Annotated in this window: 15 protein-coding genes; 8 read left to right on the top strand and 7 right to left on the bottom strand. The window is 69.2% G+C overall.

Annotated features, from left to right (window positions below; all coding sequences use genetic code 11):
- Nucleotides 1-27 precede the first annotated feature (27 nt).
- The 3 genes from AX669_RS00905 to AX669_RS00895 all read right to left on the bottom strand — a co-directional run bounded on the left by AX669_RS00905 (nt 28) and on the right by AX669_RS00895 (nt 3,984).
- A complete protein-coding gene (locus AX669_RS00905) occupies nt 28-936 on the bottom strand; it encodes a DUF6801 domain-containing protein (RefSeq protein ID WP_156444878.1) in 909 nt (302 codons plus the stop codon).
- Between the two features lie 334 nt (nt 937-1,270).
- The gene (locus tag AX669_RS00900) at nt 1,271-2,446 is read right to left on the bottom strand and encodes an NADH-quinone oxidoreductase subunit D (RefSeq protein ID WP_062256011.1); all 1,176 of its coding nucleotides are present in this window, start codon (nt 2,444-2,446) and stop codon (nt 1,271-1,273) included.
- Between the two features lie 452 nt (nt 2,447-2,898).
- A complete protein-coding gene (locus AX669_RS00895; RefSeq protein WP_006943939.1) occupies nt 2,899-3,984 on the bottom strand; it encodes a DMT family transporter in 1,086 nt (361 codons plus the stop codon).
- Between the two features lie 83 nt (nt 3,985-4,067).
- Here AX669_RS00895 and AX669_RS00890 point away from each other — a divergent pair, with 83 nt between their 5' ends.
- Nucleotides 4,068-4,610, top strand: a complete 543-nt coding sequence (locus tag AX669_RS00890) for a CGNR zinc finger domain-containing protein (RefSeq protein WP_006943974.1) — start codon at nt 4,068-4,070, stop codon at nt 4,608-4,610.
- 131 nt (nt 4,611-4,741) lie between these two features.
- On the opposite strand, the gene AX669_RS13505 is transcribed toward AX669_RS00890, so the two are convergent.
- Nucleotides 4,742-5,890, bottom strand: a complete 1,149-nt coding sequence (locus AX669_RS13505; RefSeq protein WP_062256009.1) for an SAM-dependent methyltransferase — start codon at nt 5,888-5,890, stop codon at nt 4,742-4,744.
- A gap of 70 nt (nt 5,891-5,960) precedes the next feature.
- Here AX669_RS13505 and AX669_RS00880 point away from each other — a divergent pair, with 70 nt between their 5' ends.
- The 5 genes from AX669_RS00880 to AX669_RS00860 all read left to right on the top strand — a co-directional run bounded on the left by AX669_RS00880 (nt 5,961) and on the right by AX669_RS00860 (nt 9,430).
- A complete protein-coding gene (locus tag AX669_RS00880; RefSeq protein ID WP_006943968.1) occupies nt 5,961-6,518 on the top strand; it encodes a hypothetical protein in 558 nt (185 codons plus the stop codon).
- Between the two features lie 191 nt (nt 6,519-6,709).
- Nucleotides 6,710-7,660: a Rossmann-like and DUF2520 domain-containing protein gene (locus AX669_RS00875; RefSeq protein ID WP_062256007.1), complete on the top strand. Its 951-nt coding sequence runs from the start codon at nt 6,710-6,712 to the stop codon at nt 7,658-7,660.
- Nucleotides 7,661-7,750: 90 nt separating this feature from the next.
- Nucleotides 7,751-8,608 carry a pantoate--beta-alanine ligase gene (gene panC / locus AX669_RS00870; protein WP_062256005.1) on the top strand — a complete coding sequence of 286 codons (858 nt, stop codon included), beginning with the start codon at nt 7,751-7,753 and terminating at the stop codon, nt 8,606-8,608.
- Nucleotides 8,609-8,679: 71 nt separating this feature from the next.
- A complete protein-coding gene (locus AX669_RS00865; RefSeq protein WP_062256003.1) occupies nt 8,680-8,934 on the top strand; it encodes a hypothetical protein in 255 nt (84 codons plus the stop codon).
- A gap of 160 nt (nt 8,935-9,094) precedes the next feature.
- Nucleotides 9,095-9,430 (top strand): Lsr2 family protein, encoded by a 336-nt coding sequence (locus tag AX669_RS00860; protein ID WP_006943971.1) that lies wholly within the window; start codon nt 9,095-9,097, stop codon nt 9,428-9,430.
- A gap of 121 nt (nt 9,431-9,551) precedes the next feature.
- Here AX669_RS00860 and ligD (AX669_RS00855) read toward each other — a convergent pair whose 3' ends face one another.
- Nucleotides 9,552-10,430 (bottom strand): non-homologous end-joining DNA ligase, encoded by an 879-nt coding sequence (gene ligD, locus AX669_RS00855; RefSeq protein ID WP_062256001.1) that lies wholly within the window; start codon nt 10,428-10,430, stop codon nt 9,552-9,554.
- Entirely contained in the window at nt 10,427-11,407 is a 981-nt protein-coding gene (ligD, locus tag AX669_RS00850) for a non-homologous end-joining DNA ligase (protein ID WP_062256000.1), read from the bottom strand. Before ligD (AX669_RS00850) ends, ligD (AX669_RS00855) begins: the two co-directional genes overlap by 4 nt.
- Nucleotides 11,408-11,456: 49 nt before the next feature.
- On the opposite strand from ligD (AX669_RS00850), the gene AX669_RS00845 reads away from it, so the two are divergent.
- A complete protein-coding gene (locus tag AX669_RS00845; RefSeq protein ID WP_062255998.1) occupies nt 11,457-12,251 on the top strand; it encodes a Ku protein in 795 nt (264 codons plus the stop codon).
- A 39-nt stretch (nt 12,252-12,290) separates the two neighbouring features.
- Nucleotides 12,291-12,797, top strand: coding sequence for a DinB family protein (locus AX669_RS00840; RefSeq protein WP_082740416.1), 507 nt, complete (start codon nt 12,291-12,293; stop codon nt 12,795-12,797).
- A gap of 72 nt (nt 12,798-12,869) precedes the next feature.
- On the opposite strand, the gene AX669_RS00835 is transcribed toward AX669_RS00840, so the two are convergent.
- Nucleotides 12,870-14,324: a hypothetical protein gene (locus AX669_RS00835; protein WP_062255995.1), complete on the bottom strand. Its 1,455-nt coding sequence runs from the start codon at nt 14,322-14,324 to the stop codon at nt 12,870-12,872.
- Nucleotides 14,325-14,566: the final 242 nt, after the last annotated feature.

Raw genomic sequence — 14,566 nt, 5'->3', positions numbered from 1 at the left:
GCGGGTGCTGAGGCCCGCCGGCTGGCGTCAGTTCTCTCGACGTCCGGCGAACGCCGCGCCACCGATGGCGACGACACCCGCCGCAGCGAGGCCGATGCCGGCGAGGTTCATCGAGTCGTGACCGACGTAGTCGGTCTCGACCTTCGGGCCCTGACCGCCGCCCGTCGTGTGCGACGGCGACGGCATCGCCGTGGAGCTGGCCGTGCTCGTGGACGGCGCCGTCGGGCTGGTGCTCGTCGTGGGGCTCGTCGACGTGGTGGTCGAGCTCGACGACGTCGGGCTGGTCGAGGTGGACGTCGACGTCGACGTGCTCGTCGACGGGGCAGCATTACCGACCTTGATCGTCGCGATCGTCGTGTTGGCGCCCGCTGCCGGTGCGCAGCTGATGTTGAGGATGAAGCCCGAATCCGTCGTCTGGTTCGAGGTGAAGCTGCCGGCCTTGACATCGACCGTGCCCGCCGCAGCCGGGGCCGTCTCTGCCTGGCCGGTGCCCTCCGCGTTCGTCACGACGCCGCCGCTCGCGGGCACCGAGACCTGGGGGATCGTCAGGTCGACAGAGCGGGCGGTGCCGCCGAACGTGTACGCCGCTGCCGCCGTACCCCTGATGGTCTTCACGCCGAGGCCACGCAGTTGGTCTGCGGCGTCCTTGCCCGTCGTCACCTTCGCCGTGATCTTCGGGGCGGGGATCGCCGCGCCCGGTGCCACATTGGTGGGCACAGCTGCGGTCATCGTCACGGTCCACGGGTCCGTGAAGGTTCGCTCGAGGCCCTGGTTCGTCAATTGGCACTTGTAGTTGATGGACGAGGTCGCAGCGGACGCAGTGCTCGCCGTGGTGGCCATGCCGATGAGGGCAGCTCCGCCGACGAGGCTGAGGGCGCCAACCGATGCAAGACCGCGGCGGGTGCGAGAGGCGGGGCGAACTGAGTGCTTGCTCATGGAAAACAACTCCTGAGGGTCGAAACAGGGGGTCGACGGGCGCAGGCCCTACCTGAGCGTAACCCCATGTGACGTGACACACATCGCTTTTGCAGCAGCCCACCTACGGAAGCGTAGGTTTTCTCGGTGCGCGAGACGAGGGCCGCGCGATCCGGCGTGGCTCGGACGAACGATGGGGCGGTGTCGCTGCCTGGCGCTAAGGCCGGGCCCGTACCGTGCGCAAGGGCTGCATCTACTTGTCGATATCTGATTGATAAATGAGACCCACCTCGCTGCGCCAAGGCCGGCATGCTCCGCAAGCTCCGACGTCGGCCTCAGCTCCGCTCGGCGGGACTCATTTGTCTATGTCCCCGACCACAAAGAACATCGACCCCAGGATCGCCACCATGTCGGCCAAGAGTTGCCCCCTCATCACCTCGCCGAGGCACGCCATGTTGTTGAACGACGCCGAACGCAACTTCAACCGCCACGGCGTCTTCTCACCCCGCGACACGATGTAATACCCGTTGAAACCGAGCGGGTTCTCCGTCGCCACATACCCATCGCCCTCAGGCACCTTCAGCACCTTCGGCAACTTCACGTTCACCGGCCCCGGCGGCAAGCTCTGCAACACCTCGATGCAGGCGTCCGCGAGATCGAGCGACACATGCGTCTGATCGAGCAACACCTCGAGACGAGCCAGCGAATCACCCTCGGAGCGCGTGATGACGCGCCCCGGCCCGCCCGGAGCGAACAGCTCTCCGTAGGCGAGATATGGGTCGTCGCGGCGCAGGTCGACGTCGACGCCCGACGCGCGCGCGATCGGCCCGGTGATGCCGTACTGCTCGACCATCTCGCGAGAAACGACGCCAACGCCCTTCGTCCGCGCATTCAAGATCGGATTACCGACGATGAAGCTCTCGATCTCCGGCATGCGTGAACGCACGAGAGAAACGGCCGCCGCGGCGCGATCGAGCCACCCGGCCGGAATGTCGTCGCGCAGGCCGCCGACGCGGTTGAACATGTAATGCAGGCGGCCGCCCGCGATTTCCTCCATGACGCCCTGCAGCTCTTCGCGCTCACGGAACACGTAGAACATCGGCGTGATGGCGCCCAATTCGAGTGGATACGAACCGAGGAACATGAGGTGATTGAGCACGCGATTCAATTCGGAGAGCAGCGTCCGCGTCCACGTCGCGCGCTCAGGCACCTCCATGCCCAGCATCTTCTCGACGGCGAGGGCCACGCCGATCTCACTGCTGAACGCCGATAGCCAGTCGTGACGGTTCGCGAGCACGAGGATCTGACGGTAGTCGCGCACCTCGAACAACTTCTCCGCGCCGCGGTGCATGTACCCGACGATCGGCTCGCACTTCGTGATGCGCTCACCGTCGAGCGTGATGCGTAGGCGCAGCACGCCATGTGTCGCCGGATGCTGCGGGCCGATGTTGAGCACCATGTCCGACGTCGCGAGCCCACCCGCGCCCATGCCGACGGTGAGTTCACGCGGGGACGACGCAGGAGACGACATGCCCCCAGTTTGCCAAACGCGACGACGCCCGCCGCGGCGCCGCGCCCTGATGGAGTGGGGCACGTGGGCGGCGAGGCGTGACGACGTGGCAGACGACGACGTGGCGAGGTGACCTGGGGGCCGTGGTGGCCGTGGTGGCCGAGTTGCGGCTGAGGACTGACGTCGCGAGTAGCGCCGGGGCCATCATGGCGGGGCCGTGCGCGGCGCGTCGGTATATCGGCGTGGTGGGGAGCCTCGGGCGCGTGCGCCCAGTGCGGTGCGCGAACGTCGGGTGGGGGCTGAAACTCCACCATGCGGGCTTTCGGCTCTCAGCGCGGTCCTTCAGGGCTGTAATCGCGCATGGCGGCGTTTCGGCTCCGAGGTGCGCAACCCCGGTGGGTTGCGCACCTCGTGTCGATTCCGGGCCGAGGGGCCGAGGCGACAGCGTCGTGCGGCCATAGGCCCTCAGCGGCTCAGCGCGTGACGCACTCTTCGTCGCGCGTGGGGCGGACGTCGTCGAGCCAGCGTTCGATCTCGGCGTCGTGCTCGGCCGCGACGACGGGGCCGAAGCTCTCCGCGTGACGCGACTCGTCGAGACGCACGAGCACGACACCGCCGACGATGAACGCGCCGCCGACGACCTGGACGAGCGTCGGGGCCTCGCCGACGAACATCCACGCGAAGGCGACGGCGAACAGCACCTCGAGCAGCGAGATGAACGACGCGACCGTCGTGCCGAGTGCGCGGGCGGCGTAGATGCCCGTCGCGTAGGCGAGGGCCGCAGCGATGAGCGCGAGGCCGAGCACCGGCACCCAGAACGGCATCTGCGAACCGGCGAACGTGACGTCGGCGGTGCTCACCGAGACCGGCTGCACGCCGAGTGCGCACATCGCGAGCAGGATGACGGCGCCGACGCTCATGCCGCCACCGGCGAGTGCGATCGGGGGCAGCTCCGACTCCTCGTCGCCCGCGATGACGAAGTACACCGTCAGGCACAGCGCTGCGCCCAGCGCCCACGCGATGCCGATGGGGTCGACGCTGAAACCGTTGAACACGTCGAGCACGAACAGCAGCCCGACGATGGCCGCAGCCGTCCCGGCGATCGTCAAGCGCCGCGGCGTGCGGCCGTAGCGCGCCCACGCCCAGCCGACGAGCAGCATCGGCGCGAGGTACTCGATGAGCAGTGCGACACCGACGCTGACGTGCGTGACGGCGTTGAAGTAGAACAGCTGGCAGCCGGCGACGCCGAAGATGCCGTAGAGCACGATCGGCTTGATGTTGTCGCGCAGCACGTGCCAGCGCCCACTCAGCGCCATCGCCGTCGGGATGGCGAGCGCGAGCGCTGCGATGCTGATGCGGGCCGCGACGGCCGTGACGGGCGTCCACCCGGAGCCGAGCAGTGCCTTCGCGAACGAACCGGACGTGCCGAACGCCGCACACGAGACAATGGCGATGATGAGGCCCATGCTCGTGTGGGACATCGCGCCGGATCGGCCCGCGCGCCTGCGGGTGGCGACGGGGATGGGCTCGATGTCGTGTGCGATCTGGCTGGGAGCCATGGGGGAACACCTCCAACTCTCGTGTAAGTGGTCAAAACCAGGAACACCGGTTACGTTAGACCTGGAAGAGGTCAGGAGTCAAAATGCCCTTTGGTCATGACACGGAGGACGGTCTGCTGTCCGTCGCCGCGCTCGTCAACACCGCCACGCCCGACGACACCCTCACCGAGATCGCCGACCTCGACGCCTTCGTCGAGTCCTGGGGGTACACCGGCACGCACGAGCGCACGCACGCCGAACTCGACGAGGTGCGCGCCCTGCGCCCCCGATTCCTCGAGGCGTGGTCACTGTCGCGCGACGAACTCGTCGCGTTCGTCAACGAGGTGATGCTGCAGTACCGTGCGCTGCCGCAACTCGTGCGTCACGACGAGTGGGATTACCACCTGCACGCGACGCCGTCCGACGCGCCACTGGCGAGCCGCATGGCGGTCGACGCCGTCATGGCGTTCGTCGACGTCATCCGCGCCGACGAACTCGACCGCCTCAAGATGTGCGCCGGTGACTGCGGGGGAGTGCTCGTCGACCTGTCGAAGAACCGCTCCCGCCGCTACTGCGATCGCGGGTGCGGAAACCGCGCCAACGTCGCCGCCTATCGCGCGCGCAAGGCGGCCGAATCGGTGTCCTGACGCTCGGCTCCGTTCGACTCCCCCTCGCCGGACGCGGCCAGGTGGCGCGTCTCGAGGCTGATCGTGCCAGGCGGGGGCGACAACCCGGCACGACGGGCGTTTGCGGGTGGTCGAGGGTGGCGGCGGCCGCGTCAGCCGATCGTGCGCGTGAACCACGCGAAGGCTCCGAGGCCACCCGGATGCGTGGCCGTCGCGAGCGCCGAGCGGGCCGCGAGGCGAGCGAGGTAGACGGGTGGGTCGCTCGAGGCGAGGGCGAGCGGAACGGGTTCCAGGGCCAGCTCGCCGAACAGTTCGAGCAGTACGTCGCGCTGGGTGCGCACGTCGTCGGCATCGAGGGAATCGAGCGCGACGTGCGCCGTCACGTCGCACGAACCGTCGGGAACGGGCGCGCACTCGCTGCCGTCACGGAAGCCGGTGAGGGTGCCGAACGGCGGCCGCGTACCGCTCGTGGACGCGTAGTCGATTCCGACCACGACGCTGCCAGCCGCGGCATGACGCGTCACCTCCGCGACGAGCGCCGCCCAGGCCGCATCACGCGTCATGCCGATCTCGACGCGCTCGCCGGGTTCGCGACGGGTGGCGTTATCGCGGCCATCGGCCGGAGGTAGGGCGTCGTCAGGCACGGGGTGGGGCGGTGGATCGTCGGGGGCATCGATCGTGGGCTGGGCCGCCGACGAATGTGGACGAAGATCGCCGACGTGGACAGGCATCGCCGTTGGGGCATGACGGGCGGCCCACCGGGCGGCGTCGGGAGGGAGTGGGGCACCTAGCGTCTCGTCCCCGTCGAGCGTGACGAGTACCTCGCGCAGGACACCGTCGTCGTCAGCCTCCGCGATGTCGCACGGCACGACGTCGAGCCACTCGTGCGCGACGACGAACGCCCGACGACCTGCGATGACGTCGAGCGACGGAATCGACGCCCCTCCCGCAGAACGCACCCAGGCGATGCGGCTGCTGAGTTCGGGCGGACGCTCGACGACGTCAACGCCCACGAGGTCGACGTCATCGACGAACCGGCTGATGGTGGCCAGCAGTTCGCCACGGCCGCAGGCGAAGTCGACGACAACGTCCGCGTCGATGCGTTCGGCCATGGCGACGATCGCCTGCGCGAGCACCTCATCGACGCCGGGAATGCCCTGCGCGCTCGTCGCAAAATGGCCCCCGGGGCCCTCGTCACGTCGATAGAAACCGTCACGGCCGTAGAGCGCGGCCTGCCAGGCGTCGCGCCACGGCACCGCGTGGCTCACCGGCATGTCGGAGTTCTCGAACTGCTGCGTCACGTCGCGACTCTACGTCGCGCCCACGCGTCGACCGCCCATGTGCCGACCATGACAGCGGCAGAATGGGGCCATGCCCTTCCTCTCGCTCGACGCCGACCTGCCGCCGGCGCGACGCGTCATCATCGCGGGGCCGTCGGGCAGCGGCAAGACGACGGCGTGTGCGCTCGTCAGCGATCGGATCGGGGTGCCGCATCATGAGATAGACGCGCTGTTCCACGGCCCCGGGTGGCAACCGCGCCCGCAGTTTCATGACGACGTCGCGCGGTTCGTCGCGACCGAGGCGTGGGTCACCGAGTGGCAATACAGCGAGGTGCGTGGCCTGCTCGCCGAGCGCGCCGAACTGCTCATCTGGCTCGATCTGCCGCGCGGCACCGTGACGCGGCAGGTCGTCAGCCGGACGCTGCGGCGACGTCTGTTTCGCCAAGAACTGTGGAACGGGAACACCGAAGGCCCTCTGCGCACCTTCTTCACCGACCCCGAGCACATCGTGCGCTGGTCGTGGCAGGGCCACGCGCGCTACCGGGGGCTCATCGGCGACGTCGCAGCTCGACGACCTCAGCTGCCGATCGTCCGCGTTTGTTCGCGACGTGAGCTGACGCATCTGATCGAGCGACTGCCCCGCGCCTGAGCGCCGGCAGCGCATCGAAACGAGTCGCCCGCACTGACGGCCCGACGTGCGACGCCGCGTCCCGTCGAGCGGCCCGAAACGCACGCATCGAGCGCCGGGCGCCCCCGTCGAGTGACCAACGCGCATCCCTCACCGAGCACACGGCCCCGCAGTGATTCGAGGACCTCGCGGACGGGAGTAGCGTTGGGCGGGTGACTTTCGAGCAGCCGACCCCGCTCCCGGGCGCGCCAAGCCTGCGCGTCGGCGTCATCGGTGCGGGGCGAGTCGGTGCGGTGCTGGGGGCGGCGTTGCGCAAGGCGGGGCATGACGTCGTCGCCGTCAGCGGCGTGTCCGAGGCGAGCCGCGAGCGGGCTGAGGCGCTGCTGCCCGGAGTCCCCGTCCAGCAGCCGGCCGGCGTCGCAGCGGCCGCCGATCTCGTCCTGCTCACCGTGCCCGACGACGAACTCGCCGCTCTGGTCCACGGCCTCGACTTCCCCGGCACGCTCGGCCCGCGCATCGTCGTCCACACGAGCGGCGCGCAGGGCATCGGCGTGCTCGCGCCCGTCGTCGAGGCCGGCGGGGTGCCGCTCGCGATTCACCCGGCGATGACGTTCAGCGGCACCGCGGTCGACCTGACGCGCCTCGCCGGCTGCCCGTTCGCCGTCACGGCGATGCCCGACCACCGCATGGTCGCCGACGCGCTCGTGCTCGACATGGGCGGCGAGCCGTTCACCGTCGACGAGGCCGATCGCACGCAGTACCACGCGGCGCTCGCGCACGGCTCGAACCACCTCGTCACCCTCGTCGCGCAGGCCGCCGAGCTGCTGCGCCGCATCGACGTCGACGACCCGGGCCGCCTGCTGCGTCCGCTGCTCGAGGCCGCGCTCGACAACGCCCTCGAACGCGGCGACAAGGCGCTGACGGGCCCCGTCGCGCGCGGTGACGCGGGCACGTTGACGCGTCACCTCGACATGCTCGACGCGCTCGCCCACACTGGTGTGGCACTCGACATTGCCCCGACCTACCGCGCGCTCGCGCTCGCGACCGCGCAACGCAGCTCGGCGCGCGGCGCTCTCACCCCGACGCAGATCGACGCCGTCCTCACCGCGCTCGACGGGCCACCAGACCAGGGCGGGGTGGGCCCCGAGCCCCCGACGCCCTGATCCGTCCGCTCCGATCGTTCCTCCACAATCTCCGACACCCACCCCGTCAGGTTCGAGCCCCGTCCCTGACCACGCCACCGGGAGCCACGCATGACCGCACCTGTCGTCACCCACGCCCGCACCGAGTTCGCCGACGCCCGCGGACGCCTCGGCGGCAGCGTCGGCGTCGTCATGACGATGGGGGCCCTGCACGAGGGGCATGCGACGCTCATCCGTCGCGCGCGCGAGGAGAACGACGCCGTCGTCGTCACGATCTTCCTCAACCCGCTGCAGTTCGCGGCGGGGGAGGACCTGTCGCGCTACCCCCGCACGCTGCAGCGCGACCTCGAGATCTGCGAGCGCGAGGGCGCCGACCTCGTGTTCGCTCCGAGCCCTGACGTCGTCTACCCCGACGGTGAGCCGGGCGTGCGCGTCTCGGCGGGCCCGCTGGGCGGCGTCCTCGAAGGTGCGTCGCGCCCCGGGCACTTCGACGGGATGCTGACGGTCGTCAACAAGCTGCTCAACATCGTGCACCCGACGCGCGCCTACTACGGCCAGAAGGACGCGCAGCAGTTGCTGCTCATCAAGCGCATGGTGCGTGACCTCGACATGTCCGTCGAGATCGTCGGCGTACCGACCGTCCGCGAGTCCGACGGGCTCGCCCTCAGCAGCCGCAACGCCTATCTGAGCGACGACGACCGCGAGGTCGCGCTGTGCCTGTCGAAGGCCCTCCAGGCCGGTGAGGCCGCTCGTAACTCCGGCCCCGCCGCTGTACGGCGCGCTGCGCGGGACGTCCTCGTGCGCGAACCGCTGGCCCTCGTCGACTACCTCGTGCTCGTCGACCCGGTCACGTTGGAGCAGGTGCCCGAGTACTTCCGCGGGGAGGCGCTGCTCGCCGTCGCGGCCAAGGTCGGCACGACCCGGTTGATCGACAACGTCCCCCTCGTCGTCGGCGGTCGCGAGGCCTGAACCGCGGCCTCGTAGACTGAACACCTGGAGCGGCCCGGCGAGGCGGCTGCACGTGAAAGGAAGTGGAGCCCGTGGACAGCCTGTGGCCGGCCATCGAGACGCTCATTCCGTCGATCGGAATTCTCGGCCTGTTCTACCTCATCCTGCGTCACATCATCGAGGGCGACCGGCGTGAACGCGTCGCGCAGGCGCAATGGGAGCGCGAACACGACCTGACGAAGGGTGCCGTCGCGCCCGGCGACGAGGAGGCGCGTCTGCAGAATGCGCACCTGCCGAAGGCTGCACCCGGAACGATGAGTTCTCGCGCGACGAAGCCCCCGGAATGATCGCCCCATTCCAGGCGCGTGAATTGCGTCTGAGAAAATACTCGGGGAAAGAGCGAAATCGGTTGCCGGGTTTCACTCTTTCGCGTATCGGACGGTAATGTCGGGTTCGTCGCCTCGCCCCCGCGAGGCAGAATCATTCGCACTTCGAAAGGAGCCGACCATGGCTCAGCGCATCCATGTCACGCTGGAAGACGACATCGACGGCTCGGACGCGAGCGAGACCATCCAGTTCGCCCTCGACGGTGTGAACTACGAGATCGACCTGTCCGACGAGAACGCCGCCAAGCTGCGTGATTCTCTCGCCACCTGGGTCGGTCACGCTCGTCGTGTCGGCGGTCGTAAGCAGCAGTCGAAGGCGTCCTCGACGCGCGGCGGTGGTCGTTCCGACCTCAATGCCATTCGTGACTGGGGCCGCGCGAACGGCTGGACGGTCAGTGACCGCGGCCGCGTCTCGGCCGACCTCATGAAGGCCTACGACGCCGCCACGAAGAACTGACGTTCGCCACGGCGCGAAGAACTTCCAGAGAGGCCCTGTGCTTTCCGTGTGGAAAGTGCAGGGTCCTTCTGTCTTGTCGGCTCGACGCGCTTGCGTGCTCTCGTCTCATTGTTTGATTCGTTCAGCGGAGCAGGGCGTCCATCGGGTCGGGCCGGTCGAGTCGTTCGTCGAGCACCTCGTGGAGGTCGAGCTGCCGCAGGGAGCCGGGCTTGGTGCGGGCCGTCTCGATCTCGTCCCACGTTCGCGGCGTGGCGACGAACGGCCGGTTGCGGCCACGCAGCGACCATGGGGTGATGGTCGTCTTGGCCGCGACGTTCTGCGACCAGTCGATGAACACCTTGCCGGGGCGTAGTGATTTCGTCATCTTCGCGGTGATGAGTTCGGGGCGCATCTCGGTGAGCTTCTCCGCGAGGGTGCGGGCGAACTCGCGAATGTCGTCACTCGAATGGGTGCCGTCGAGGCGTGCGTAGATCTGCATTCCCTTGCTGCCCGAGGTGACGGGAACGCTGGGCCAGCCCAGTGAACCGAGCAGTTCATGCAGCATGACGGCGACCGCGGCGCATTCGTCGAGCCCCGCGGGAGCGCCCGGGTCGAGGTCGAGAACGATGCGGTCAGGATTTTCGCGTTCGCCATCCCGCCAGCGCCACTGTGGTGTGTGGAATTCGAGGGAGGCGAGGTTCGCGAAATAGCTGAGGGCGGCGACGGAATCGACGAACGGGTATGTGACCTTGTCGATCTCTTCGCGTTCGATCCAGTGCGGTGCACCCGATGGGGTGTTCTTCTCGAAGAACTCGAGTTTTCCGACACCATGCGGAAAACGCAGCCGGGTGACCGGTCGGTCTTTCATCTGCGCAAGCATTCGCGGTGCGACGCTCGCGTAATAGTGCAGTACCTCACCCTTCGTCGTCTCCGTCGCGGGGTACAGGATCTTGTCGAGATTCGTCAGGCGCAGCGTCCGCCCGTCGACCTCGACGACGGTGGGGCTCACCTCGGGGCTCATGCGTCGTCCTCACGTGCGGCGATGTCGAGGCGCAGCCCGGTGTATGCGGGCTGACGCAGCCGCCCGCCCGCGCTGCGCCCCAGGTGGGTGACGTCGACGAGGATCTCGGGGCGCACCCAGTGGGTGCCGCCGGCGTCCTCCGCGGCGAGAGCATCGCGCGGCACGGCCGGCTCGGGCGCCGGCGTCAGCCACTCGAGCAGCGCGCGCCCGGCCGCGGCCGAGAATCCGGTGCCGACGCGTCCGCGATAGATGAGCTCGCCGTCGGCCCATTCGCCGACGAGGATCGCGCCCAGCGCGCCGACGGTGCCGTCGACCGGTCGCCAACCGAGGACGACGAACGTCTCGCGGGTGCGGTGGACGCTCTTGAGCCAGTCCTCGCTGCGCACGCCCGGGCGATACGGTGAATCGACGCGCTTGCTGACGACGCCCTCGAGGCCCGCGTCACGGGTCGCGGCGAGTAGCGCGTCGCCGTCGTCATGCGCGGGCGGCACCTGGATCGCGGAGGCCGTGGCGCTCGATCCGTCGTCGCCCGAGCCACCGATTCCGGCGCCGTCGAGCAGTTCACGACGCGCGCTCCACGGCAGGGCGATGACGTCGTGCCCGGCGGCGCGCAGCACGTCGAACGTCATGAGCTGCACAGGAGTTCGTGCGAGGGCCGCGGCTTCGTCGGGGCTGGCGGCGCGCATGCGTGAGCGTCCGCCGCCGGGGGCGAGTCGGTGCATGACAGCGCGGAAGTCGGGCCGCCCGTTCGTCAGGGCGACGAGCTCGCCGTCGAGGACGAGGTCGTCGAAGTCGCGCAGGCGTGAACCGGTGATCTCGGGGAAGCGCGCGGAGCAGTCGGCGCCGGAGCGCGTCGCGATCGTCACCTCACCGCCGCGGACGGTGACGATGGCGCGGATGCCGTCCCACTTCACCTCGTGGCGCCACGCGGGCCCGCTCGGCACGTGAGGTGTCGGTGTCGCGAGCATCGGGCGCATAGGCTCACCCTAGATGTGACACCGCACGAGCGAGAAGGGCGCGAAGGGCATGCGAGCGATCTGGAAGGGTGCCGTCAGTTTCGGCCTCGTCAACGTGCCGGTACGTCTGTACTCGGCGACGGAGAACCACGACGTGCAGTTCCGTCAGGTGCACGAGAAGGACGGCGGACGCATCAAGTACCAGCGTGTCTGCTCGATCGACGGCGAGCAGGTCGCCTACAGCGACATCGCGAAGGGGTACGAGACGCCCGAGGGGCAGATGGTCGTGCTGACGGACGCAGACCTTGCCGACCTGCCGCTCGTCACGAGCAAGGAGATCGCCGTCGACCGGTTCGTGCCGGCCGAGCAGATCAGCCCGCTCGTGCTCGACAAGGTCTACTACCTCGAGCCCGACAAGGCGGCACTCAAGCCGTACGCCCTGCTGCGTAGCGCGCTCGAGGAGAGCGGGCGCGTCGCCGTCGTCACGGTGTCGTTGCGCACGCGCGTGACGGTGGCCGTCCTGCGCGTCGAGGGCAAGGCCATCGTCCTGCAGACGTTGCTGTGGCCCGACGAGGTGCGCGAGCCCGACTTCGCCGTCCTCGAGACGAAGGCGGAGGTGACGGATTCGGAGCAGGCGATGGCGGCGATGCTCGTCGAGTCGTTGTCGGGTGACTTCGACCCCGAGGCGTACGAGGACACCTACGAGCAGGCCGTGCGCGAGGTCGTCGAGGCCAAGCTCGCGGGCGGCGAGGTCAAGGAACCCGAAGACAAGCCGGAGGAGAGCGCCGAGGTCGTCGACCTGCTCGCCGCCCTGCAGGCCAGCGTCGACCGGGCCAAGAAAGCACGCGGCGAAGCAGCGAGCTGACGCGCTCAGCCGCGTTGGGCGCCGTGTGATACTCGGACGATGATGGCGAACCCCGACGCGCCCGACGTCTACGACGCTTCGTTCGAGCAGCAGATCGGGGTGTTCATCGACCAGCACCGTGCCATGATCGCTGCGTCCCTCGACGGGTTGAGCGAGGCCGAGGCCCGACGTCGGCTCGTCCCGTCGACGACGACGCTGCTCGGCCTGGTGAAGCACGCGACGTTCGTCGAACGGGTCTGGTTCGAGGAGGCCCGTACAGGGCGCAGCCGTGCAGAACTCGGCCTGCAGCCCGGGCCCGACGAGTCGTTCGACCTGACGGACGCCGACACGTCGGCGTCCGTGCTCGACGTTTTCGCTCGCGCCTGCGAACGATCGCGACGCGCCGTGGATGGGGTGGGCGGCGACACCATCTGGTCAGGAAACCGGCGCGGCCCGTTGAGCGTTCGCTGGATCCTGCTCCACGTGCTTCGCGAGCATGCCCAGCACTGCGGGCACGCCGACATCCTGCGCGAACAGGTCCTCATGGAACGTAGCCGCTCGAGGTGATCGCCTCGGCGCCCCGGCTGTTGGCGGCGCCGGCCATGTCGATCGGCGCGGAACGCCCCAGCGGGGCAGGTGTCAGCGGATGACGCGGACGACGCGGTTCGTCAGCAGGTCGTGGGCCGCACGTCTGACGAGCGCGTTGGCATCCGGGTGCTCGCCGAGGGTTGCGGTGCAGACGTCGACGAGGTCAGCCAGCGAGCGGGGGCCGTCGAGCAGCGTCAGGTGGATGACGGCGCCGAGACCGTGCAGGTGCGCGGGCGTCGAGCCGATGAGCGTCAGCACCTCGAGCGCGTCCTCGTCGACGAGGGCGTCGACGAAGGGTGCGAGCGTCAGAACGGTGTCGTTGGTCAGGGCCTCGGCGCTGTCCGCAGGGCTCGCGACGGGATCCTCGCGCGTGGCGAAGGCGCGATCATCGTCGCCATCGCCGGCCGTGACGGCGGCATCCAGCGTCGCCGACGCGAGCGGCACGTATGGGTCGACGTCGGGCTGCTGCGTCCACCACGTGCCGGGCACGTGACGCCAGAACGGCTCCTGCGGCGCCAGCGTGAACACGTCGCGCAAGAGGGGGAGCGTGTCGGCGATCTCGCGATAACGCAGACGTTGGACGCCGCCGCCGGCGAGGGCTATCCGGGCGAGCAGGTCGAGGCAACCGTCGATCTGCGGCATCGCCGACGACTGCGGCAGGATGAGCGTCAACGCCTCGAACAGCGGCATCTCGCTCAGCTCTGCCTCGCCGGGCTCGTGAGTGCCGGCGCTGTTGTCGTCCTCGGCATCGATACGGTCGGGCGCGGTGCGCTTGGCGTCAGCTTCCGCATCGCCGCCGTTGACGCTCTCGTCAGGGCGGGCGTCGTCACGAATGCGGTCGAGCAGGACGAGCGGCCCGAGCCGCAACGCGCCCTCACGAGGCGGCGCCATGTCGAGGTCTTCGGGGCAGTGCTGCGTCTTGACGCCGGAGACACCCGGGTTGACGAGCACCGACAGCGGCTTGGGGTAGGGCATGACGTCGCGGCGGTCGTTGAAGATGAGCGTCTCGTCGGTGACGTAGCCGTAGCCGTGCGTGCAGTAGTGCTGCGTCGCCGTCGTCTTGCCGGTGCCCGATGCTGCGAACAGACCGGCGACGACGCCGGTGTCAGGGTCGCAGACGCCACCGGCGTGGAGCATGACAAACTCGCCCGCACGCGCCGAGATGGCGCGGCCGGTGAGCGTCGTCGTCAGCGTGTAGTCGCCGGTGTCGGAGCCGCTGCCGGGGGCGTCATCGATTCGATCGACGGTGATTGTCTTTGCGATGTCGACCGGCTCGACCTCAGCCGTCCCGGCTGCTCGCAAGCCTGCGGCGCTCTCGCTGCCGACCGAACTGCCACCCCGACCCACCCGATGTGGCGCGCTCGGCAAGGGCGCGATCGTGCGCTGTGACGGCGCGTCCGGGCGGCACCAGTGCCACTGACGCGCGACGGCGTCACGACGCTCGGGCTGCACGTTCACCGCGAAGTCGAGGCCGAAGACGCGAAGCTCGAGGGGGCCGTCAGTCACGTGTCCAGCCTATCCGTGACGACCGTCATGGGTGGGGCAGACCCACGAGGGCATGCGCCCCTGCCGACCGGGATCGGGGCGCGAGGTTCCGCCCTGGGCGAACGCAGCAGCCAAACGCGCCCGGAGCGGAACACGGCGGGCACACGCGGCGTTGGCACCTTCGAAGACCGGTGGTGGATGCGGCGTCACGCTGACGTCGTCACCCGCCCCGGCTAGCATCGTGTGAGATCTCGGCATCGAGG

Source organism: Dermacoccus sp. CCH2-D9 (genome assembly GCF_001556795.1).
Classification (GTDB): domain Bacteria; phylum Actinomycetota; class Actinomycetes; order Actinomycetales; family Dermatophilaceae; genus Dermacoccus; species Dermacoccus nishinomiyaensis.
The sequence above is the reverse complement of the archived record's forward strand: the minus strand, read 5'-3'. Positions and strand labels throughout refer to the sequence as shown.